Origin of the sequence: Pseudomonas sp. NBRC 111132, from assembly GCF_001320565.1 — a bacterium.
Classification (GTDB): Bacteria; Pseudomonadota; Gammaproteobacteria; order Pseudomonadales; family Pseudomonadaceae; genus Aquipseudomonas; species Aquipseudomonas putida_P.
Genome location: NZ_BCBI01000027.1, coordinates 40,517 through 63,476 on the forward strand (window position 1 = coordinate 40,517; position 22,960 = coordinate 63,476).

At 63.0% G+C, this 22,960-nt stretch carries 17 protein-coding genes and 1 tRNA gene; 8 read left to right on the plus strand and 10 right to left on the minus strand.

From position 1 onward, the window contains the following. Nucleotides 1–42: 42 nt before the first annotated feature. The 3 genes from glgB to APH35_RS14670 are packed head-to-tail and all read right to left on the minus strand — an operon-like array spanning nucleotide 43 to nucleotide 7,639. Nucleotides 43–2,253, minus strand: coding sequence for a 1,4-alpha-glucan branching protein GlgB (glgB, locus tag APH35_RS14660; protein WP_060515031.1), 2,211 nt, complete (start codon nucleotides 2,251–2,253; stop codon nucleotides 43–45). Continuing rightward, the gene (gene treS / locus APH35_RS14665) at nucleotides 2,250–5,570 is read right to left on the minus strand and encodes a maltose alpha-D-glucosyltransferase (RefSeq protein ID WP_060515032.1); all 3,321 of its coding nucleotides are present in this window, start codon (nucleotides 5,568–5,570) and stop codon (nucleotides 2,250–2,252) included. Before treS ends, glgB begins: the two co-directional genes overlap by 4 nt. A gap of 50 nt (nucleotides 5,571–5,620) precedes the next feature. Further along, on the minus strand, nucleotides 5,621–7,639 hold the full coding sequence (locus tag APH35_RS14670) for an alpha-1,4-glucan--maltose-1-phosphate maltosyltransferase (protein ID WP_012273261.1): 2,019 nt from the start codon (nucleotides 7,637–7,639) through the stop codon (nucleotides 5,621–5,623). Between the two features lie 139 nt (nucleotides 7,640–7,778). Between APH35_RS14670 and APH35_RS29050 the strand changes: the two genes are divergently transcribed. Next, nucleotides 7,779–7,940, plus strand: a complete 162-nt coding sequence (locus tag APH35_RS29050) for a hypothetical protein (RefSeq protein ID WP_012273262.1) — start codon at nucleotides 7,779–7,781, stop codon at nucleotides 7,938–7,940. 139 nt (nucleotides 7,941–8,079) lie between these two features. Here the strand turns inward: APH35_RS29050 and APH35_RS14675 are convergent, their stop codons facing one another. Then, nucleotides 8,080–9,762 (minus strand): AMP-binding protein, encoded by a 1,683-nt coding sequence (locus APH35_RS14675; protein WP_012273263.1) that lies wholly within the window; start codon nucleotides 9,760–9,762, stop codon nucleotides 8,080–8,082. Between the two features lie 219 nt (nucleotides 9,763–9,981). On the opposite strand from APH35_RS14675, the gene APH35_RS14680 reads away from it, so the two are divergent. The 4 genes from APH35_RS14680 to APH35_RS14695 are packed head-to-tail and all read left to right on the plus strand — an operon-like array spanning nucleotide 9,982 to nucleotide 15,541. Then, nucleotides 9,982–11,145: an isovaleryl-CoA dehydrogenase gene (locus tag APH35_RS14680; RefSeq protein ID WP_012273264.1), complete on the plus strand. Its 1,164-nt coding sequence runs from the start codon at nucleotides 9,982–9,984 to the stop codon at nucleotides 11,143–11,145. 20 nt (nucleotides 11,146–11,165) lie between these two features. Next, the gene (locus APH35_RS14685) at nucleotides 11,166–12,773 is read left to right on the plus strand and encodes a carboxyl transferase domain-containing protein (RefSeq protein ID WP_012273265.1); all 1,608 of its coding nucleotides are present in this window, start codon (nucleotides 11,166–11,168) and stop codon (nucleotides 12,771–12,773) included. Nucleotides 12,774–12,776: 3 nt separating this feature from the next. Continuing rightward, entirely contained in the window at nucleotides 12,777–13,592 is an 816-nt protein-coding gene (locus tag APH35_RS14690; protein WP_012273266.1) for a gamma-carboxygeranoyl-CoA hydratase, read from the plus strand. Next, nucleotides 13,589–15,541, plus strand: coding sequence for an acetyl/propionyl/methylcrotonyl-CoA carboxylase subunit alpha (locus APH35_RS14695; RefSeq protein ID WP_060515033.1), 1,953 nt, complete (start codon nucleotides 13,589–13,591; stop codon nucleotides 15,539–15,541). Before APH35_RS14690 ends, APH35_RS14695 begins: the two co-directional genes overlap by 4 nt. 32 nt (nucleotides 15,542–15,573) lie before the next feature. Here the strand turns inward: APH35_RS14695 and APH35_RS14700 are convergent, their stop codons facing one another. Continuing rightward, nucleotides 15,574–16,227: a LexA family protein gene (locus APH35_RS14700; RefSeq protein WP_012273268.1), complete on the minus strand. Its 654-nt coding sequence runs from the start codon at nucleotides 16,225–16,227 to the stop codon at nucleotides 15,574–15,576. A gap of 130 nt (nucleotides 16,228–16,357) precedes the next feature. On the opposite strand from APH35_RS14700, the gene APH35_RS14705 reads away from it, so the two are divergent. The 3 genes from APH35_RS14705 to APH35_RS14715 all read left to right on the plus strand — a co-directional run bounded on the left by APH35_RS14705 (nucleotide 16,358) and on the right by APH35_RS14715 (nucleotide 19,034). After that, entirely contained in the window at nucleotides 16,358–16,672 is a 315-nt protein-coding gene (locus APH35_RS14705; protein ID WP_012273269.1) for a DUF6124 family protein, read from the plus strand. Between the two features lie 431 nt (nucleotides 16,673–17,103). Further along, a complete protein-coding gene (locus APH35_RS14710; RefSeq protein WP_060494513.1) occupies nucleotides 17,104–17,619 on the plus strand; it encodes a DUF4880 domain-containing protein in 516 nt (171 codons plus the stop codon). A gap of 161 nt (nucleotides 17,620–17,780) precedes the next feature. Further along, nucleotides 17,781–19,034: an arsenic transporter gene (locus APH35_RS14715; protein ID WP_060515034.1), complete on the plus strand. Its 1,254-nt coding sequence runs from the start codon at nucleotides 17,781–17,783 to the stop codon at nucleotides 19,032–19,034. A gap of 162 nt (nucleotides 19,035–19,196) precedes the next feature. Here APH35_RS14715 and APH35_RS14720 read toward each other — a convergent pair. From APH35_RS14720 to APH35_RS14740, 5 genes are all read right to left on the minus strand, one after another. After that, a tRNA-Gly gene (locus tag APH35_RS14720) sits at nucleotides 19,197–19,272 on the minus strand. Nucleotides 19,273–19,335: 63 nt separating this feature from the next. Then, complete coding sequence (gene pgsA / locus APH35_RS14725; RefSeq protein WP_060492890.1) at nucleotides 19,336–19,896, minus strand: CDP-diacylglycerol--glycerol-3-phosphate 3-phosphatidyltransferase; 561 nt, start codon at nucleotides 19,894–19,896, stop codon at nucleotides 19,336–19,338. Nucleotides 19,897–19,929: 33 nt separating this feature from the next. Continuing rightward, nucleotides 19,930–21,753, minus strand: a complete 1,824-nt coding sequence (uvrC, locus tag APH35_RS14730) for an excinuclease ABC subunit UvrC (protein ID WP_041166546.1) — start codon at nucleotides 21,751–21,753, stop codon at nucleotides 19,930–19,932. 6 nt (nucleotides 21,754–21,759) lie between these two features. Continuing rightward, complete coding sequence (gene gacA, locus APH35_RS14735) at nucleotides 21,760–22,398, minus strand: response regulator transcription factor GacA (RefSeq protein ID WP_023047491.1); 639 nt, start codon at nucleotides 22,396–22,398, stop codon at nucleotides 21,760–21,762. 63 nt (nucleotides 22,399–22,461) lie between these two features. After that, nucleotides 22,462–22,851: a helix-turn-helix domain-containing protein gene (locus tag APH35_RS14740; RefSeq protein ID WP_012273275.1), complete on the minus strand. Its 390-nt coding sequence runs from the start codon at nucleotides 22,849–22,851 to the stop codon at nucleotides 22,462–22,464. Nucleotides 22,852–22,960 lie beyond the last annotated feature (109 nt).

Below are 22,960 nucleotides of genomic sequence, written 5' to 3' on the forward strand. Positions count from 1 at the left end.
CGGCCTTGTGTCGCGATGGGCTGCGCAGCAGCCCCAACAATCTCAGGCCGGTTTCAGTATCAGAACCCCAAGCGGCGGCAGGTTCAGCGCCAGCGACAATGGCTGCCCATGGCTGGGCAATGCCTCACTGGCCACTGCCCCCAGGTTGCCCACGTTGGACCCGGCATACAACTCGGCATCGCTGTTCAGCAGCTCTTGCCAACGCTCGCCAAACGGCACGCCAATGCGGTAACCCTCACGCGGCACGGGGGTGAAATTGGCCACCACCAGCACCGGCTCGCCATTGCTGCTCCAGCGCAGCCAGGCATACACGCTGTTCTGCGCATCATCACCGATCAGCCACTGGAAGCCCTGCGGCTGGCAGTCCTGCTCGTGCAGCGCCGGCACGTCGCGGTACAGGCGATTGAGGTCACCCACCAAGCGCTGCACGCCCTGGTGCTCGGGGTACTGCAGCAGGTACCAGTCCAGTTCGCTGTCGTGGTTCCACTCACGCCACTGGCCGAACTCGCACCCCATGAACAGCAGCTTCTTGCCCGGGTGCGCCCACATGAAGGTGAGGTAGGCGCGCAAGTTGGCGAACTTCTGCCAGCGGTCGCCGGGCATCTTGTCGATCAGCGAGTGCTTGCCGTGCACCACTTCGTCATGGGAGATGGGCAGGATGAAATGCTCGGAATAGGCATAGATCAGCCCGAAGCTCATCTCGTTGTGGTGGAAAGTGCGGTGCACCGGGTCGTTCTGGATGTAATGCAGGGTGTCGTGCATCCAACCCATGTTCCACTTGTAGGCAAAGCCCAGGCCGCCCTGCTGGGTCGGCTGGCTGACGCCGGGCCAGGCGGTGGACTCCTCGGCGATGATCAGTGCCCCAGGGGCCTCGTGGGCAGCCACGCCGTTGAGGTGGCGGATGAAGTCGATGGCTTCCAGGTTCTCGCGCCCGCCATGGCGGTTGGGCACCCATTCACCGGCCTTGCGCGAATAGTCGCGGTACAACATCGAAGCCACTGCATCGACGCGCAGGCCGTCGATGTGAAAGTGCTTCAGCCAGTGCAACGCAGAAGCCATCATGAAACCACGCACCTCGTTACGGCCGAGGTTGTAGATGAGCGTGTTCCAGTCCTGGTGGTAGCCCTCCAGGGGGTTATCGTATTCGTACAGCGCAGTGCCATCGAACCGCGCCAGGCCGTGTTCGTCGGTGGGGAAATGCGCCGGCACCCAGTCCAGCAGCACACCAATGCCACCCTGGTGGCAGGCATCGATGAAGGCTGCGAAGTCCTCCGGGCTGCCGTAGCGCGAGGTGGGCGCGAACATCGACAGTGGCTGATAACCCCAGGAACCGCCGAAGGGGTGCTCCATGATCGGCAACAGCTCGATGTGGGTAAAGCCCAGTTCCTGCACATAGGGCACCAGCCGCTCGGCCAGTTCGCGCCAGTTGTAATAGCGCCCGACTTCACCCGCCTCGTCCAGCTCGCAGCGCCATGACCCTGGGTGCAGTTCGTAGATTGACAGTGGCGCGTTGTAGGCATGGCGCTGCGCGCGTTGCGCCATCCAGTCGTGGTCTTGCCAAGCGTGGCCAAGCTCACCGGCCACCTTGGACGCGGTGCTCGGCGGCAGTTCCGTGGCACGGGCCAGCGGGTCGGCTTTCAGCGGCAGTATGCCGTCCTTGCCGAGCACTTCGAACTTGTAGGTTTCACCCACACCCAAGCGCGGAATGAACAGCTCCCACACCCCGGCGCTGTGGCGCAGGCGCATGGGGTGGCGACGCCCATCCCAGTTGTTGAAGTCACCCACCACCGACACCCGCCGAGCGTTCGGCGCCCACACCGAGAAGCACACGCCGTCGATACCATCGACCTGGGTAGGCTGGGCGCCAAAGCGCCCGGACAAGTCTCGATGATTGCCTTCGGCGAACAGGTGAAGGTCCATGTCACCCAATTGTGGGCCAAAGCTGTAGGGGTCTTCGGTAATCTGATCGCCACCGGCCCAACCGATCTGCAACTGGTAGGGTTGTGCCTCATCAAGGTGCGCGCTGAACAACCCGGGCAAGCTGCCCTGCACCATTTCGGCAAGCACGCGCCCATCGTGGCGAGCCAGGATGCGCACATTCAGGGCACTGGGCAGGAAGGCGCGGACCACCTGGCCGCCTGCGCCGTCGCCATGGGGGCCGAGTACCGCAAATGGATCGGCGTGTTCGGCGCGGGCCAGGGCATCGAGGTCCCGTTGCCGAAGGCCACCGTTTTCACGCAATGTAACGTTCATTCTGACTCTCCCCAGGTACTGATCAATCCATGCAGGCCATGCAAAGGCACGGCCAGCCAACTCGGACGGTTCTCGGCTTCGTAGGTAATCTCGTAGGCGGCTTTTTCCAGGCAGAACAGCTCCAGAGCCGCGCGCTCGCCCTCGGCCCGCTGCCAGGCGTGGGGCATGGCGGCGGTGGCCAGGCCATAGGCTTCGACAAAGGCATGCCGCGACTGGTGCAGGTACTGCCGGGCAACCCGTTGCCGGGCCTGCCGCGCCGGGTCTGAAAGGTCCACCGCAGACGCGCTGCGCAAGATCATCGCAGCAGCATAGTCGAAGGATCGCAGCACGCCGCTGACATCCTTGTACGGGCTGTGTTTTGCCCGACGCTCCTCCAGCGGCCGGGCCGGCTCGCCTTCGAAATCGATCAGGTAGGCATCACCTTGCACCACCAGCACCTGGCCCAGGTGCAGGTCGCCATGCACCCGCATCAACAGGCCGCCCTGGGCCTGGTCGGTCAGATTGTCGATGTGCTGGGCCAGGCCGTCGCGCTGCTGCTGCAGGTCATCGACCAGGGCCTGGCTATCGCGGTCGAGCGTGTCGCGGTGTTGGGCCAGCAGGTCGAGAGCGTGGGTCAGCTCGGCGCTGATCTGCGTACTCCAACGCTGGCTGTCCTGCGCATTGCTGGGACGTGGCTGGAAGGCCGGGTCTTCGGTTGGCGCGGCCAGCAACAGGTGCATCTCGCCCAGGCGCTGGCCAAGCAAGGCAGCGAAGCCACTGAGCTCGGCCACTGCGTCGGTGTGCGCCTCGGGGTCGCTGGTGGTGGGCTCCATCTGGTCGCGAATGGCCCGTTCAAGGGTGTTCTGGGTCCAGCCCCAGGCATCGCCCTGGTTGTTCAGGTAACCCTGGGCAATCATCAGCAGGTGCGGTGCCTGCTGCTCATCCACTCGGCTGACCCAGGCCAGCAGCGGCGAAATGTTGGCAAAGCCGGCGGCGGTCAGGTAGGCACTCATTTCCAGCTCTGGATGAACACCTGGGTTGACCCGGCGGATCAGCTTGAGCACCACCCGGTCGCCGATCACTACCGAACTGTTGGACTGTTCGGCGCTGAGGTAGCGCACTTCACTTTCCTCGTCGAGCGCCAGGCCGGCCAATTGCGCCGTGCATTCGAAGCGCAGTTCACCCTCAGCGTTGCCGCATGGCAGGCGCAGGCCATCTTGGCAGGCAAGCATCACGGCGCGGATAAACGGCTCCAGCACGAAGGCATCTGTGATCAAGCCAACCTGGTGGGCGCGGCGCACCCGCGACAAGGCCAACTGCTGCGGCAGCGCGGTAGTGATCTGCTCCTCGCGCAGCAGGCCGAACGGCAGTTGGTAGCGGGTGGCCGTGCCGTCGCTGCGCACTTCGATTTCACTGAGCAGCACCGGTGTGGTGGCAGTGCCAAAACGCACGCCGTAACACAGGCGCACGGCGTCGATCGGCCCTTCCTTGCCGGCGAACCAACGCCGCTTGGGCAGGTATTGCGGCAGGATGGTGGCTTGCAGGGTATCGCTTGAAGGTGCTTCCAGTAGTTCTTCCATGCGCTTGCGCAGTACCAGCGTGGTCAATTCAGGTAACCCCTCGGTGGGCTGGATATGCCAGCTGGGCATGCGGTCACGGCTGGCCAGCAGGAACCAGTAGAAGGCATAGGGTGGCAAGGTCAGCAGGAACGGCAACTGGCCAATGGGCGGGAAGGCGCTGCCGCCGAGCATCTCCACCGGTACTTTGTCGGCGAAGTGTGACAATTCCAGTTCTGCGGCCTGGGCAGCGCGCGACACGTTGGCCACGCACAGAATGACCTCGGTGTTGCCGTCGTCATCGGTGTACTCGCGGACGTAGGCGAGAATGCGCCGGTTGCTGGGCGTGAGGGTGCGCAGGCTGCCGCGGCCAAAGGCCTTCTGCTGCTTGCGCACCGCCAGCATGCGCCGGGTCCAGTTCAGCAGTGAATGCGGGTCGTGGCTTTGCGCTTCGACATTGACGGTCTGGTAGCCGTACAGCGGGTCCATGATCGGCGGCAGCACCAGGCGCTGCGGGTCGGCGCGGGAGAACCCGCCGTTGCGGTCCGGCGACCACTGCATGGGCGTACGCACGCCATCGCGATCACCCAGGTAGATGTTGTCGCCCATGCCCAGTTCGTCGCCGTAATACAGGGTTGGCGTGCCGGGCATCGACAGCAGCAGGCTGGTGAGCAGCTCGATGCGTCGACGGTCACGCTGCAGCAGCGGCGCCAGGCGCCGGCGGATACCCAGGTTGATGCGCGCGCGGCGATCTTCGGCGTAGTAGTTCCACAGGTAGTCGCGCTCGCGGTCGGTGACCATTTCCAGGGTCAGCTCATCGTGGTTGCGCAGGAAAATCGCCCATTGGCAGTTGGCGGGAATTTCCGGGGTCTGGCGCAGGATGTCGGTGATCGGGAAGCGGTCTTCCATGGCCAGGGCCATGTACATGCGTGGCATCAACGGAAAGTGGAAGGCCATGTGACATTCGTCGCCCTCGCCTTCGCCGAAGTATGGACGCGTGTCTTCCGGCCACTGGTTGGCTTCGGCCAGCAGCATGCGGTCGGGGTAGTTGGCGTCGATTTCGGCGCGGATCGCCTTGAGCACGTCGTGGGTTTCGGCGAGGTTCTCGTTGTTGGTGCCGTCGCGTTCGATCAGGTACGGGATGGCGTCCAGGCGCAGGCCGTCGACACCCAGGTCGAGCCAGAAGCGCATCACGCCGATCACCGCCTTGAGTACTTGCGGGTTGTCGAAGTTGAGGTCTGGCTGATGCGCGTAGAAGCGGTGCCAGAAGTACTGGCCGGTGACCGGGTCCCATGTCCAGTTGGACTTTTCGGTGTCGAGGAAGATGATGCGCGTGCCGTCGTATTTCTGGTCGTCGTCCGACCACACGTAGAAATCGCGCGCCTTGCTGCCGCGTTTGGCATGGCGGGCACGCTGAAACCACGGGTGCTGGTCGCTGGTGTGGTTGATGACCAGCTCGGTGATCACCCGCAAGCCGCGCTTATGTGCCTCGGCGATGAAACGCCGGGCATCGCCCAGGCTGCCGTAGTCGGGGTGCACGGCTTTGTAATCGGCGATGTCGTAGCCGTCATCGCGCCGAGGCGAGGGGTAGAACGGCAGCAGCCACAGGGTGTTGACGCCCAGCTCGGCGATGTAGTCGAGTTTGCTGATCAGGCCGGCGAAGTCGCCGATACCATCATTGTTCGAATCGAAGAACGACTTGATATGCAACTGGTAGATGACGGCGTCCTTGTACCACAGCGGGTCGTCGATGAAGGCTGCCGTGCGGGCACGCTTGGCCATGTGCGACTCCTTGCATTTTCCAGGTTGAGCGGGCACGCCCGCTCCCACTTTCACCTAGCCTTTTCGATACGCCAGATTCCGAATGGCTGGTGCCAAGGCTCGATGCGCATGAACTGGGTCTTGCCGTACCACGACCACCGATGGCCGTTCATCAGGTCTTCGCCATGGGTTTCGGCGTTGTCATCCAAACCAAGCTCCCACAGCGGCAGCTCGAAGTGCGCTTCCTGGGCGTTGTGCGGGTCGAGGCTGATCGCCACCAGGATGTAGTTGTCGCGCTCGGCCGTGCGCTTGGCGAAGTACAGGATGTTGTCGTTCCAGCAGTTGAAAAACGCCACGCCCAGATGCGTTTGCAAAGCACGGTTCTGCCGGCGGATGCGGTTGAGCTGGGCGATCTCGGCAATGATGTTGCCGGGCTGGGTGAAATCACGCGGGCGAATTTCGTACTTCTCCGAATCCAGGTACTCCTCCTTGCCAGGCAGCGGCGTGCCTTCGCACAGCTCGAAACCCGAGTACATACCCCATAGGCCCGAGCCCATGGTCGCCAGCGCCGCGCGAATGAGGAAGCCGGCGCGTCCAGAGGTGTGCAGGAAGTACGGGTTGATGTCCGGTGTGTTGACGAAGAAGTTGGGGCGATAGCACTGGCTCCACGGCGGCTGGTTGAGCTGCTCGTAGAATTCACGCAGCTCCTGCTTGGTGTTGCGCCAGGTGAAGTAGGTATAGCTTTGCGCGTAGCCGACCTTGCCCAGGCGCGCCATCATCGCCGGCCGGGTAAACGCTTCGGCGAGGAAGATGACGTCGGGGTGCTGGCTACGCACATCGGCGATCAGCCATTGCCAGAACGGCAGTGGCTTGGTGTGCGGGTTGTCGACGCGAAAGGTTTTGACCCCCTCCTCGACCCAGCCGATGATCACATCGCGCAGGGCCAGCCACAAACTCGGCACCGCGTCGGGGGCATAGAAGTCGACGTTGACGATGTCCTGGTACTTCTTCGGTGGGTTTTCGGCATAGCGGATGGTGCCGTCGGGGCGCCAGCTGAACCAGCCCGGATGCTCCTTGAGCCAGGGGTGGTCCTGCGAACACTGGATGGCGAAGTCGAGGGCGATTTCCAGGCCGTGCTCCGCCGCAGCGGCGACCAGCCGGCGAAAATCTTCGCGACTGCCCAGTTGCGGGTGGATCGCATCGTGGCCGCCTTCGGCGCTGCCGATCGCGTAAGGGCTGCCGGGGTCGCCAGGTTCGGCATGCAGGGCATTGTTGCGGCCCTTGCGGTGCTGCATGCCGATGGGGTGGATGGGCGGGAAGTACAACACGTCGAAGCCCATGTCGCGAATCATCGGCAGGCGTTCGTGCACGTCGTTGAAGGTGCCGTGGCGCTGCGGGTCGTCGGTGATCGAACGCGGGAACAGTTCGTACCAGCTGGCAAATTGCGCCGCCGGGCGGTCGACATCGACCGGAAATTCACGGCTGCGGGCCAGGTAACTGCGGTGTTCAGCTTCGCTCATCAGGCGGGCGGTGGTTGGGTCGAGAAACAACGCCACCTGGTCGTCGGGACCGAGTGTAGCCAGGCGCTGCTGCACGGCCTCAAGTTCCTCGTGCAGGGCGCCGCTGCACAGTTCGAGGCCTTTGCTCAGCAGCAAACGGCCCTCTTCCAGCTCCAGTTTCACCTCGACGCCGGCGTGGTATTTTTTCTCCAGGTCGTGGCAATAAGTGGCAAACGGGTCGATCCAGGCCTCGATACTGAACAGGTGCGGGCCAAGTTCGGTGGGGGTGAACTCGGCCAGCCACAGGTCGTTGCCCGGCGAGTGCATGGGCACGCAATGCCAGCGGCGGCTGTTGGCCTGGCGCCAGTTGAGCATCACCGCCAGGCGGTCGTGGCCATCGCAATAGACCTTGCTGCCGACGACCACCGGCTGGCCACTGATGGCCTTGGCGGCGAAGGTGCCGGCTTCGAGCACCGGTTGGGTGTCTTCGATCACGATGCGTGGCGCCAGCAACGCCTGGGATAGGCTGATGGCCTGGTCCGGGTGATCGTTCGCCGTGGGCACGTTTTCAAAGGGCTCGTTACGTGACATCGACCTTGCTCCCTCAGGCTGGTGGCGGTAAGGGTTCAGAGCCAGGCACAAGCGCGGGGTTCAAAAAAATTGAGCGAACGGCAGCTGCCAGCGGTCAGAGCCTGCAGCACCTCTTCATTCACCCACGCGAGGTCAGGCCATGAACATTCCCATTCCACCGGAAACCCCCGATCCCAACATCGACGACCCGAGCTTGCCGCCGCCCGTGCCAGAAGAAGAACCGGACGAGCTGCCGATCAAGCCGACCATGCCACCGACGGTGGGCGACCCGCCGAGCCAGGAGCCACCGGTGAAGGCTTAAGGGTAGACCAGGATTGTGTACTGGCAGGACCGGCCTCTTCGCGGGTAAACCCGCTTCCACAGGGATTGCGCCAACCTTGCAAGTGGCGCCGTACTGTGAGAGCGGGTTTACCCGCGAAAGGGCCGGTTGACCCAACCCATCAACCCGCAGATACCGCCGAGATTTCCGCCACACTAATCTCCCGCATGCGGAACTTCTGCACCTTGCCGGTCACCGTCATCGGGTATTCCTCAACAAAACGAATATGCCGAGGCACCTTGAAGTGGGCGATGCGTGCCTTGCACCAACCCTGCAGTTCCTCGACCGTGGCGCTGTGTCCTGGGTGCAGCTTGATCCAGGCCACGATTTCTTCACCATAGCGGCTGCACGGAATGCCGATCACCTGCGCATCGGCCACCGCCGGGTGGGTATAGAAGAACTCTTCCAGCTCACGCGGGTAAATGTTCTCACCGCCACGAATGATCATGTCCTTGTTGCGCCCGACGATGCGCACGTGCCCATGTTCATCCATCACCGCCAGGTCGCCCGAATGCATCCAGCCCGCCGGGTCGATGGCGTCCGCCGTGGCCTGGGGGTTGTCCCAGTAGCCGAGCATCACGCTGTAGCCACGGGTGCACAGTTCACCGATCTCACCGCGCGGGACGATGCAGCCGTCGGCGTCCACCAGCTTGTTTTCCAGCTGCGGCTGGGTGCGGCCGACGGTGGTCACGCGCAGTTCCAGGTCGTCGTCCGGGCCGGTCTGCAGCGACACCGGGCTGGTTTCGGTCATGCCGTAGGCAATCTGCACTTCGGCCATGTGCATCTGGTCGATGACCCGGCGCATCACCTCGATCGGGCAGGTGGCACCGGCCATGATGCCACTGCGCAGGGTCGACAGGTCCATCTGCGCACGCGACGGGTGGTCGAGCATGGCGATGAACATGGTCGGCACGCCATAGAGGATGCTGGCGCGCTCCTCGGCCACGGCGCGCAGGGTAAGCTCGGCGTCGAAGGCGTCGTTGGGGTAGATCATGGTGCTGCCGTGTGTGATGCAACCGAGGTTGGCCATGACCATGCCGAAGCAGTGGTACAGCGGCACCGGGATCACCATACGGTCGCGCTCGGTCAGCCCCAGGCTTTCGCCGACCATGAAACCGTTGTTGAGGATGTTGTAGTGACTGAGGGTGGCACCCTTGGGCGCGCCGGTGGTGCCGGAGGTGTACTGGATGTTCACCGGCTGGTCGAACTGCAGGCTTTGCTGGCGAGCGCTGCAGGCCTCTGGCGAGGTCTGCCCTGCCCACTCGGGCAATGCGTGCCAGGGCAGGAAGCCGGCAGGCGGGTTGGCGGCCAGGCTGATCACACCGCGCAACGCTGGCAGGCGCTCACTGGCCAGTTCACCTGGCTTGGCGCTGGCCAATTCAGGCACCAGTTCCTGAACCATGGCATGGTAATCAGACGTCTTGAAGGCATCGGCACACACCAGCCAGCGACAGCTGGACTGGCGCAACACGTATTCCAACTCGCCCACGCGATAGGCAGGGTTGATGTTGACCAGGATGGCCCCGACCTTGGCGCTGGCCAGTTGCAAAATGCACCATTGCGCGCAGTTGGGCGACCAGATACCGACACGCTCGCCGGTGTTCACGCCCAGGGCCATGAGCGCGCGTGCATGGTTTTCGACCTGTGCGGCCAACTGCCGCCAGCTGTAGCGCAGGCCTTGATGGCGCGAAACCAGCGCCTCGCTGTCGGCACAGCGGGCCACGGTGGCATCGAAGGCCTGGCCGATGGTCTGGGTCAGCAAGGCTTGGTCCTGGCGACCGCGGGTATAACTCGGTTGACTCATGGGTGTCCCTTCTTGTGGTTGTTCTGGGCACGGCTGAAGCAAGCGGGAATACTCTGGCGCAGATTTACGTTTACGTAAAGGTGATGAGTGGATTGACAGTGATCGCACGCAGGTTTACGTTAACGTAAAGGTGATGAACGACACCGGGTTTCGCAGGGCCGGCGGATTGCCCTGACGCTACGGTGTAACCCCATTTCAAGAACAAGAAGGTGCCCCAGCATGCATTACCCCTCCCTGAACTTCGCCCTGGGCGAGACCATCGACATGCTCCGCGACCAGGTGCGTACCTTCGTCGCCGCCGAACTGGCCCCGCGCGCCGCTCAAATCGACCACGACAACCTGTTCCCCGCCGACATGTGGCGCAAGTTCGGTGACATGGGCCTGCTGGGGATCACCGTCCCGGAAGAATACGGTGGCGCTGGCCTGGGCTACCTGGCCCATGTGGTCTCGATGGAAGAAATCAGCCGTGGCTCGGCCTCGGTGGCACTGTCCTATGGCGCCCACTCCAACCTGTGCGTCAACCAGATCAACCGCAACGGTACCCACGAGCAGAAGCTCAAGTACTTGCCCAAGCTGATCAGCGGCGAGCACATCGGCGCCTTGGCCATGAGCGAGCCCAATGCCGGCTCCGATGTGGTGTCGATGAAACTGCGTGCGGAAAAGCGCGGCGACCACTACGTGCTCAACGGCAGCAAGACCTGGATCACCAACGGCCCCGACGCCAACACCTACGTGATCTACGCCAAGACCGACCTGGACAAGGGCGCGCACGGCATCACCGCCTTCATCGTCGAGCGTGACTGGAAAGGCTTCAGCCGCAGCAACAAGTTCGACAAGCTTGGCATGCGTGGCTCCAACACCTGCGAGCTGTTCTTCGACGACGTGCAAGTGCCGGCAGAAAACATCCTGGGCCAACTCAATGGCGGCGTGCGCGTGCTGATGAGTGGCCTGGACTACGAGCGTGTGGTGCTGTCCGGCGGCCCGACCGGCATCATGCAAAGCTGCATGGACCTGGTGGTGCCCTACATTCATGACCGCAAGCAGTTCGGCCAGAGCATCGGCGAGTTCCAGCTGATCCAGGGCAAGATCGCCGACATGTACACCCAGCTCAATGCCAGCCGCGCCTACCTGTATGCCGTGGCCCAGGCTTGCGACCGTGGCGAGACCACCCGCAAGGACGCTGCCGGCGTCATCCTGTACACCGCCGAACGCGCCACGCAAATGGCCCTGGAGGCGATCCAGATTCTCGGTGGCAACGGCTATATCAACGAATTCCCGGCTGGCCGCCTGCTGCGCGACGCCAAGCTGTACGAAATCGGCGCTGGCACCAGCGAAATTCGCCGGATGCTGATCGGCCGCGAACTGTTCAACGAAACCCGCTGAGCATAAAGGGACGGGCGCACATGGCTACCTTGCACACCCAGATCAACCCACGTTCGGCGGAATTCGCCGGCAACAGTGCGGCGATGCTCGAACAGGTCCAGGCCCTGCGCGGCCTGCTCGCCCAGGTCGCCCAGGGCGGCGGCCCCAAGGCCCAGGAACGGCATACCTCGCGCGGTAAACTGCTGCCGCGCGAGCGTATCGACCGCCTGCTGGACCCTGGCTCGCCATTCCTCGAGATCGGCCAGCTGGCCGCCCATGAGGTGTACGGCGAAGACGTGCCGGCTGCGGGCGTGATTGCCGGCATCGGCCGCGTCGAAGGCGTGGAATGCATGATCGTGGCCAATGACGCCACGGTAAAGGGCGGTTCCTACTACCCACTGACGGTGAAGAAGCACCTGCGCGCGCAAACCATCGCGCTGCAAAACCGCCTGCCGTGCATCTACCTGGTGGACTCGGGCGGCGCCAACCTGCCACGCCAGGACGAAGTGTTCCCCGACCGCGAGCATTTCGGGCGGATTTTCTTCAACCAGGCCAACATGAGCGCGCAAGGTATTCCACAGATTGCCGTGGTGATGGGGTCGTGCACCGCTGGCGGCGCCTACGTACCGGCCATGGCCGACGAAGCGATCATGGTGCGCCAGCAGGCAACCATCTTCCTGGCTGGCCCGCCCTTGGTGAAAGCCGCAACCGGTGAAGTGGTCAGCGCCGAAGACCTGGGTGGCGCCGATGTGCATTGCCGTACCAGCGGCGTGGCCGACCATTATGCCGACAATGACGAGCACGCCCTGGCCATTGCCCGGCGCAGCGTGGCCAACCTCAACTGGCACAAGCTGGGCAAGCTGCAACGCCTGGCACCGGTGGCGCCGCTGTACGCCGCCGATGAACTGTATGGCGTGGTGCCAGCGGATGCCAAGCAACCGTTCGACGTGCGCGAAGTGATTGCGCGGCTGGTCGATGGCTCGGTTTTCGATGAGTTCAAGGCCCTGTTCGGCACTACGCTGGTGTGCGGCTTCGCCCACCTGCACGGTTACCCGGTAGCGATCCTGGCCAACAACGGCATTCTGTTCGCCGAAGCGGCGCAAAAGGGTGCGCACTTCATCGAGCTGGCCTGCCAGCGCGGTATCCCACTGCTGTTCCTGCAGAACATCACCGGCTTCATGGTCGGCAAAAAGTACGAAGAAGGCGGCATCGCCAAGCACGGCGCCAAGCTGGTTACCGCCGTGGCGTGTGCCCAGGTGCCGAAATTCACGGTAATCATCGGTGGCAGCTTCGGCGCCGGCAACTACGGCATGTGCGGCCGCGCCTACGACCCGCGCTTCCTGTGGATGTGGCCCAACGCACGGATCGGCGTGATGGGCGCCGAACAAGCCGCCGGGGTTCTGGCCCAGGTCAAGCGCGAGCAAAGCGAACGCAGCGGCCAGCCGTTCAGCGCCGAGGATGAAGCCAGGCTCAAGCAGCCGATCCTCGACCAGTACGAGCATCAAGGCCACCCCTACTACTCCAGCGCCCGCCTGTGGGACGACGGTGTCATCGACCCGGCACAGACCCGCGACGTGCTCGGCCTGGCGTTGTCTGCCGCGCTGAACGCGCCGATCGAACAGAGCCGCTTCGGCATTTTCCGGATGTGACCCATGAGCGACTTCAGCACCCTCGAAGTGACCCGCGACCCGCGCGGTTTCGCCACCCTGTGGCTGAGCCGCGAGGACAAGAACAACGCCTTCAACGCGCAGATGATCCGCGAGCTGATCGTGGCCATCGACCAGTTGGCCGAAGACGCCAGCCTGCGCTTCGTGCTGCTGCGCGGCCGCGGCCGGCACTTCAGCGCCGGCGCCGACCTGGCCTGGATGCAGCAATCGGCGCAGCTGGACTTCAATACCAACCTGGATGATGCCCACGAACTGGGCGAGCTGATGTACGCCCTGCACCGCCTCAAGGCCCCTACCCTGGCGGTGGTGCAAGGTGCAGCCTTTGGCGGCGCGCTGGGTTTGATCAGTTGCTGTGACATGGCCATCGGCGCCGAAGACGCCCAGCTGTGCCTGTCGGAAGTACGCATCGGCCTGGCCCCGGCAGTGATCAGCCCGTTCGTGGTCAAGGCCATTGGCGAGCGTGCCGCGCGCCGCTATGCGCTCACCGCAGAGCGCTTCAGCGGCGTGCGCGCCCGCGAGCTGGGCCTGCTGGCCGAGGTGTATCCAGCCAGCGAGCTGGACGCCCACGTCGAAGCCTGGGTGAACAACCTGCTGCAGAACAGCCCACAAGCGTTGCGCGCCACCAAGGACCTGCTGCGCGAAGTGGACGATGGCGAACTCAGCCCGGCCCTGCGCCGTTACTGCGAAAACACCATCGCCCGTATCCGCGTCAGCGCCGAAGGCCAGGAGGGCCTGCGCGCCTTCCTGGAAAAACGCCGCCCCGCCTGGCAAACCGATGACAAGAAGGAGCCGCGCCCATGAGCCGCCCCGTTTTGACCACCCTGCTGGTCGCCAACCGCGGCGAAATCGCCTGCCGGGTGATGCGCACCGCCAAGGCCATGGGCCTGACCACCGTGGCCGTGCACAGCGCCACCGACCGTGACGCCCGGCACAGCCGCGAAGCCGACATCCGCGTCGACCTCGGCGGCACCAAGGCTGCCGAAAGCTACCTGCAGGTCGACAAACTGCTGGCCGCGGCCAAGGCCAGCGGAGCCCAGGCCATCCACCCAGGTTATGGCTTCCTGTCCGAGAACGCAGGTTTTGCCCGGGCCATCGAACAAGCCGGGCTGATTTTCCTCGGCCCACCGGCCAGCGCCATCGACGCCATGGGCAGCAAATCGGCGGCCAAGGCGTTGATGGAGGCTGCCGGCGTGCCGCTGGTGCCGGGCTACCACGGTGAAGCCCAGGACCTGGACACCTTCCGCGCCGCCGCCGAACGCATCGGCTACCCAGTGCTGCTCAAGGCCAGCGCCGGTGGCGGTGGCAAGGGCATGAAGGTGGTCGAGGAAGAAAGCCAGCTGGCCGACGCCCTGGCCTCGGCCCAGCGTGAGGCGCAATCGTCGTTCGGCGACTCGCGCATGCTGGTGGAAAAATACGTGCTCAAACCGCGCCACGTAGAGATCCAGGTATTCGCCGACCAACACGGCAACTGCCTGTACCTCAACGAGCGTGACTGCTCGATCCAGCGCCGCCACCAGAAAGTGGTCGAAGAAGCTCCCGCCCCCGGCCTCTCGCCAGAACTGCGCCGTGCCATGGGCGAAGCCGCAGTGCGCGCGGCACAAGCCATCGGCTATGTGGGCGCCGGCACCGTGGAGTTTCTGCTCGACGCCCGTGGCGAGTTCTTCTTCATGGAGATGAACACGCGCCTGCAGGTGGAGCACCCGGTCACCGAAGCCATTACCGGCCTGGACCTGGTGGCCTGGCAAATTCGCGTGGCCTGCGGCGAAGCCCTGCCGATCACCCAGGAGCAGGTGCCGCTGATCGGCCATGCCATCGAGGTGCGCCTGTATGCCGAGGACCCGGCCAACGAATTCTTGCCCGCAACCGGCAAGCTGATGTTGTATCGGGAGTCGGCGCCAGGCGAGGGCCGGCGGGTGGACAGCGGGGTCAGCGAAGGCGATGTGGTGTCGCCGTTCTACGACCCGATGCTGGGCAAGCTGATCGCCTGGGGCGAAGACCGCGAGCAGGCGCGCCTGCGCTTGCTGGCCATGCTCGACGAGTTCGCCATTGGCGGGCTGAAGACCAACATCGCCTTCCTGCGCCGCATCCTGGCCCACCCGGCGTTTGCGGCGGCGGAGCTGGATACCGGCTTCATTCCGCGCCACCAGGCGGTTTTGCTGCCGGCACCACAGGCAATGCCAGCAGGTTTCTGGGAGGCGGCGGCCGAGGCATGGCTGCAAGGCCAGGCCGGCCATCACCGCGATGACGACTGCCATTCGCCGTGGGGTGAGTGCAACGGCCTGCGCTTGGGCCTGCCAGCGCGTAGCAGCCTGCATCTGGTGAGCGGCGGGCAGGATCAGGCGGTTGCCTTGGAACGCAGTGCTGCGTCTACCTGGCAGCTAACGGGCGAACAACTGCTGCATGAACAGGACGGCGTACGTCGTCAGCACCTGGCCATCCGCCGGGGTGGCACGCTGTATCTGCAGTGGGATGGCGAGATGCATGCCATCGAAGCCTTCGACCCGATCGCGCAGGCGGAAGCCAGCCACAGTCATCAGGGCGGGCTGGGTGCGCCCATGAACGGCAGCATCGTGCGGGTGCTGGTGGAACCGGGACAGGTGGTGGAAGCAGGCACCGCGCTGGTGGTGCTGGAGGCCATGAAAATGGAGCACAGCATTCGTGCGCCGCATTCAGGCACAGTGAAGGCATTGTTCTGCCAAGAAGGCGATATGGTCAGCGAAGGGACGGTGCTGGTCGAACTGGTGGAATAAGGGTACGGGGGCCGCTTTGCGGCCCCGGCATTCTAGAAGGCGCCATGCACCCGCACGACCACACCGATAAACTCGCATCCCTCTTCACACAGGATTGTCGGATAGCGCGTATTCAGCGGCTTGAGCATCTTGTCGCCACCCTCTTCGACCAACTGCCGCAACACAGCAGGCCGCCCCGGCTGGCGCGCAATCACCAGCCTGCCGGGCTCTACCGGCAGGCCAGTATCCACCAATACGCGCATGCCCTCAGGAACACTCTTGCCGCTGGCTGCATTCATCGAGTCGTTTTCAACCAACAGCCAGAACGCATTACCTGCTGGCATGTAATCGGTCTGCTCGTTGGACTTGGCTGTTTCAGGCAAAGGCCCCTGCAAGTCGGACCAAGCCAACACCGGGAAGCGAAAGCTTGCATAAAGCAGCGCTTCGCCCGACACCGGCTGCTCGACTGCATAACGCCCAGGGGCTTCGCGCACGATGTTGCGCTCTACCACCATGACTTGTGCTTCCAAAAACACCAGGCCGAGTTTCTCGAGCTTTTCGTTGATGGTTTCCACCGTCGGCCGCCGCGTGCCGCGCAGCCAATGCCCCACGCCGCCCTGAGTCATGCCCAGGCGTTCAGCCAGCTTGAGCTGGCTGAGGTTATGTTCGCGCTTGTAGCGCTTGAGAAATGCGTTCCAGTTTTCCATGAGCGGCAACAATACGGACTGTATTACCCACAGCAATACACAATCTGAATTATTTATCTGGTACCTAACAGTACAGATTGACCTATCCTGTATTTCCAGTGTGTTTGAAGGGAAATCAGAAGGTATCGCGATGAAACCACCGAAAAACGACGAAACAGATCTCGACAGCGAAGCGGCCCGCCGCGCTCTCGATTACTACCTCAACCCGAACCCGCCACGGCCCAGCCTGGACAACAAGATCTGGACGCTGCACGAAGGCGTAACCAACGACCAGGCCCAGCAGCATGCCATCGCCCTGCTGCGTTGCGCCGCTGCAACCGCCCAGGAAACCGCAAGCCACCAGCACGGTAGCCAGCGCGAGCTGACCTTCGCCCTGATGCACATGATGGACATGGCGCGCGCACTGCTGGAGCACAAAGGCGCCGGAGAACCGGTTTTCAAGTAATGAAGAAGGGAGAAAACGTGATGGCCTGGAACGGCAAATGCCCCGATTGCCGGGACAAGGAAGCGCATCGGTAAAACTTTTTTACCGAATTAGCGAAAATTCATTTGACTGGCAAATGATAACGATTATTATTGCACTCAGCTGATCGCGAGATCTGCTGGATAACCTGGAGCTTAGGTCGCTCTCAGATTATCTCCTCATCAGGCTAATCACGGTTTTTGACCCGGCTTTTTGCCGGGTCTTTTTTTTGGCTCTTCAGGCTAATGAAGATCGTGATGGCGCGCATGATAGCAAAGGTGTTTCAGGGCGTGAACGCTCATTACAAAACTTTGCGGAATCAGCACTTGAGAATCAATCTCGTTTCACCTACGCTGATCACGCATCAGGGAAGATGCCCCCACCCCTCCCCTTTATAGAGCAAGGAGCTGTCCATGACCCGTCTGCTGCTGCCCCTTGAACACCCAACCGCTGCCGCCGAACACAATGCCGACGATGCCCTTCTACATGCCCTGAAACGGCTGCCACGGCGCGTGCAGCAAGTGTTCCTGCTCAACCGCCTTGACCAGCTGGACTTTGCCACGATCGCTACCCGCCTTGATCTACCACTGGCAAGCATTGAACGGAACATGGACCAAGCGCTGCAGGTGGGCCGCTCGCGCCGGGATGTACTGGCGAGTGTTGCCGGGCAATGGTATGTACGCTTGCAGAGCCCACAAGTGACAGCGTGCGAGCGGATCGACTTCCGCCGCTGGCTGGATGCGGACCCGGCTAACTTGCAAGCGTTTCATGAGACAGAGCTACGCTGGCGCAGCCTGCTGGCACCGGCACGACAACTGGGCCACGACGGCTGGTATCGGCAAGGCCGGGCTGCGCTGTCGCTGGGTGGTTGCTCGATTGCGGTGGGGCTTGGCGTTACAGCCCTGGTACTGTTCGGCTTCTGGGCCTGATCCTCGCTTCAGCCGCCCAAACACTGCTCGCATACGCCCAGCAGGCTACTGTACATTGTCAAGGAGCGGCCGCAACCGCTTGCAATTGGGTTGAAACCGGCGCGTAAGACAGCTGCCGATCACGCCCCTGTTTCGCGATCCCTCCCGGAAACCGCCCCTCCATGCCTGTCAGCGAAAACGCATCGATCATCTGGGTCGTAGCCGCCCTCGCCACTTGCGGCGTCATCCTGCGCCCCTGGCGTATTCCGGAGTACGCCTGGGCCATGGGCGGCGCACTGCTGCTGACCGCTCTTGGCCTGATCACGCCGCACAGCGCGCTGGCTGCGGTGGCCGAAGGCAGCGACGTCTACCTGTTCCTGATCGGCATGATGGTGCTGGCCGAGCTTGCTCGCCAGGAAGGCCTGTTCGACTGGCTGGCCCACTATGCCGTCCAGCACGCGCAAGGCTCGGGGCAACGGCTGTTCGACCTGGTGTTCCTGGTGGGCACGCTGGTCACTGTATTTTTGTCCAACGATGCCACGGCGGTGGTGCTGACCCCGGCAGTCTACGCGGCGTGCAAGGCCGCCAAGGCCGAGCCTTTGCCGTACCTGTTCATCTGCGCCTTCATCGCCAACGCCGCCAGCTTCGTGCTGCCCATCTCGAACCCGGCCAACCTCGTGGTATTTGGCAGCCAGATGCCGCCGCTACTGGACTGGTTAAGACAGTTCAGCCTGCCATCACTGGCGGCAATTGCCCTGACCTACGTGGCCCTGCGCCTGTCCCAGCGCCGACAGATCCGCCAGCCGCTGGCCTTGAACGTTCAAACCCTGCCACTGAGCGCGGGCGCACGGTTGTGCGCAGTGGGTATCGCCTTCACCGCGGTCTTGCTGCTGGGCGCCTCGGCGCTGGACCAGGCGCTGGGGCTGCCGACATTCTGCGCGGGGGTAGCGACCACCGCCCTGATCCACCTGCGCCAGCGGCGCAGCCCGACGCCAGTGTTGCGCCATGTCGCGTGGGGCGTGCTGCCACTTGTAGCAGGCTTGTTCGTGCTGGTCGAAGCGGTCGCCCAAACCGGCCTGGTGGTGCGTCTTGCCCATGCGCTGGCGGCGCTCGCCGAGGGCTCGCCGAACACAGCCAGTTGGGTAGCGGGCACAGGGGTTGCTATTGCCAGCAACCTGATGAACAACCTGCCGACCGGGCTGATTGCCGGGGCCATGGGGTCGGTCGTCGAGTTGCCGCAGCAAACTACCGCGGCTTTGCTGATCGGCGTGGACCTGGGCCCGAATCTGTCGATTACCGGATCGCTGGCCACGCTGCTATGGTTGGTCGCGATCCGCCGTGAAGGAGAGCACGTGGGGGCCTGGCACTTTTTACGCCTGGGGCTATTGGTAATGCCCCCTGCCCTGGCTGCCGCGCTGCTGGCGTTGTGGGTGTAACCCAGCGCACGCCTGGGGCTCTGAAGCGGCGCTTGATCTAACCAGTGCTGAAATTGCCGGGTAAGCAGCCGCCAACCCAGCCATAGGTAAAAAATCCCCAAAAAAAAAGAGGCCATTAAGGCCTCTTCTTTTTGATCCCAGCGACGCACTGAGGATCGAATTTGGAGCGGGAAACGAGACTCGAACTCGCGACCCCGACCTTGGCAAGGTCGTGCTCTACCAACTGAGCTATTCCCGCGTCGTGATGGGAGCCATTCTAGCGATTTCTAAAACAGCGTCAACCCCTTGATTCAAAAAAGTTTTATTTTTGTTCCGAGCCTTCGCGCAGGTGCGGCCAGGCAGCCAGCAGGTAATGCACCATCGACCACAGCGTCAGCCCCGCCGCCACCAGCAGCAGGCCGTAGCCCAGGATCACCCAGAAGGTCACTGCCGGCGGGTTGGCCAACAGAATCACCAGGGCGAGCATCTGCGCCGCCGTCTTCCACTTGCCAAGGTTGGACACCGCCACATGTGCCCGTGCGCCCAGCTCGGCCATCCACTCGCGCAGTGCCGACACCACGATTTCGCGACCGATGATCACTGCCGCAGGCAGGGTCAGCCAGAAGTTGGCGTGGGTTTGCACCAGCAGCACCAAGGCCACCGCCACCATCAGCTTGTCGGCCACAGGGTCCAGGAAGGCACCGAACGGCGTGCTCTGCTGCAGGCGACGCGCCAGGTAGCCGTCCAGCCAGTCGGTGGCGGCGGCGACGGCGAACACACTGCTGGCGGCCATATAGCTCCAGTGATAAGGCACATAGAACAGCAGAATGAAGATCGGGATGAGCAGGACGCGTAGAACGGTGAGCAGGTTTGGAATATTCATCGGTACGACTGGCTGCAAGTTGAGCCCGGCATTCTACTCGCTATGCAGGCTGGCATAAATTGATTCGGCAAGCTTTTTACTGATGCCGGGCGCTTTGGCTATTTCATCGATACTGGCGCGGTTGAGCTCTTGCAGGCCGCCGAAATGTTTCAGCAGGTCGCGGCGACGCTTCGGCCCTACCCCGGCTACATCTTCAAGGCTGGACACCCGACGGGCCTTGCCACGGCGGGCGCGGTGGCCGGTGATGGCAAAACGGTGGGCTTCGTCGCGGATCTGCTGGATCAGGTGCAACGCCGAGGAATCGCCTTTGAGGGTGAATTCGTGGTGCACGTCGTTCAGGTACAGGGTTTCGAAACCCGCCTTGCGCGTTACGCCCTTGGCCACACCGAGCAGGGTCAGGTCGGTAAAGCCCAGCTCCTGCATCACGTCGCGGGCCATGTTCAGCTGGCCTTTGCCGCCGTCCACCAGCAGCACGTCTGGCAGTTTGCCCTCGCCGTCCTTGATACGCCCGTAGCGACGGGTCAGGGCCTGGTGCATGGCGGCGTAGTCGTCACCCGCCGTGACGCCTTCGATATTGAAGCGCCGGTAATCGGATTTCAGCGGGCCTTCGGGGCCGAACACCACGCAACTGGCCACAGTGGCTTCGCCACTGGAGTGGCTGATGTCGTAGCATTCCAGGCGTTGTGGCACTTCGTCCAGGCCCAGCACTTCAGCCAGGGCTTCGAAACGTGCCGCCATGTGCTGACGGTTGGCCAGGCGGGCATTCAGCGCCTGCTCGGCATTGGTCACCGCCAGCTGCTGCCAGCGGGCGCGGGTGCCACGCACCCGGTGGCTGATGGTCAGCTCGCGGCCACGCAGTGTGTGCAGTGCCTCGGTAATGGCGTCGAAGTCTTCGTGAACAACGTTGACGATCAACTCGCCTGGCAATTCGCGCTCTGCGTTGCCCAGGTAGTACTGGGAAAGGAAGGCGGCCATGACCTCGGCCACTTCCTCTTCGATGCCCACCTGCGGGAAGAAGTTCTTGCTACCCAGCACTCGTCCGCCACGCACGCTGATCAAGTGCACACAGGCACCACCTGGGTTGACGAAGGCCGCGATCACGTCGACATCGCCGTTGCCGCCTTCGATGTACTGCTGGTCCTGCACGCGGCGCAGCAGCGCGATCTGGTCACGAAGTTCGGCGGCTTTTTCGAAATTGAGGGCCATGGCGGCCTTTTCCATTTCGGCATTCAATTCGTTGCCCAGTTGCTGGCTACGGCCCTCCAGGAACATCACCGAATGGCGCACGTCCTCGGCGTATTCCTCAGCGCTCACCAGGTCGGTACAAGGCCCTTTGCAGCGCTTTATCTGGTACTGCAGGCATGGCCGGGTGCGGTTGGCGTAGTAGCTGTCTTCGCACTGGCGCACGGAAAAGGCCTTTTGCAGCAGGCTGAGGCTTTCGCGGATCGCCCCGGCGCTGGGGTAAGGGCCGAAGTAGCGGCCCTTGGCTTTTTTCGCCCCACGGTGAATGCCCAATCGTGGGAACTCACCGTCGGACAGGAACACGTAGGGGTAGGATTTATCGTCGCGCAGCAGAATGTTGTAGGGCGGCCGCCATTCCTTGATCAGGTTCTGCTCCAGCAGCAACGCCTCGGTTTCGTTGGCGGTGATGGTGGTTTCGACCTGGGCGATACGCGCGACCAAGGCGGCAGTCTTGGGCGCCAGGCCGGTCTTGCGAAAATAGCTGGCCAGACGCTTTTTCAGGTTCTTGGCCTTGCCCACGTAAAGCAGCCGGGCCTCGCCGTCGAACATCCGGTAAACGCCTGGGCGACCACTGCAGGTCGCCAGGAATGCGCTGGCATCAAAATCTTGGGACATGGGGGGTTACAGGCTTGCGTCAACCATACCGTGGCGAACGGCCAGCAAGGTCAGTTCGACGTCGCTGGTGACCGAGAGTTTTTCAAAGATCCGATAACGGTAAGTATTGACGGTCTTGGGCGAGAGGCACAACTTGTCAGAGATGATCTGCACCTTTTGGCAGCCGACGATCATCAGGGCAATCTGGATTTCCCGTTCGGACAATGTGTCGAACGGCGAGCCCTGTGGCTGGAACGGTTTCAGCGCCAGCTGCTGGGCAATCTGCGGGCTGATGTAACGCTGGCCGGCAAAAGCCAGGCGAATGGCCTGAACCATTTCATCGAGGCCTGCGCCCTTGGTCAGGTAGCCAGCAGCGCCGGCCTGCAGCAAACGTGTGGGGAACGGGTCTTCCTCGCACACCGTCACCGCCACCACCTTGATGTCCGGGTGGCTGCGCAGCAGCTTGCGGGTGGCTTCCAGCCCGCCGATGCCTGGCATTTTCACGTCCATCAGCACCACGTCCGGCTTCAGCTCTCTGGCCAGCTTGAGTGCCGACTCGCCTGAATCCCCCTCACCCACCACCTGCAAGCCATCGATGTCGGCCAGCATGCGGGTAATACCGGTTCGTACCAGATCGTGATCATCGACCACTAAGACCCTAATCAAGCACACACCTCGTAAACAGGGCGATTGGATCCCGCCACCTTAACAAAATTTTTCCCGGTGGGCCTAGCGCATTACTTCCTTCAGAAAAGCCTGACGTTCAACGGTAAGCGGCCTCACTGTTTGCCTAGGCTTGGCGTTGTCGGCCAACCGCCCCAACAGATGCCAGAGCGCCGCCTGATCGTCCAGCGATAATTGTCGAAAAGCCCCCAGCAAACCCGACTCGTCGGTGCTCAAGCCTTGCAGCGGTGCCGGGGTACGCAGGCCGCTGAGCACGTACAGCGCGTCCACACCCCTGGCCGCCAGTGCCGCCAGGTAGTCGACCCGCGGCGTGCGCTCACCGCTTTCGTACTTACCCTGGGCATTGGGCTCGACCCCGCCGATATCGCCAAATACGCGCTGGGTCATGCCCAGCCGTTCACGCTCTTCCCGCAGCCGTGGACCGATTCCATTCATAGGGCTTCTCCTCTTCCCTGATCGCCGTCATGCACGGCCTACCCACCTGCAGGCAGCCGTAAACGTGTGGATCCACTATGCCCCTGCTCTGCAGTCGCGACAAGCCATC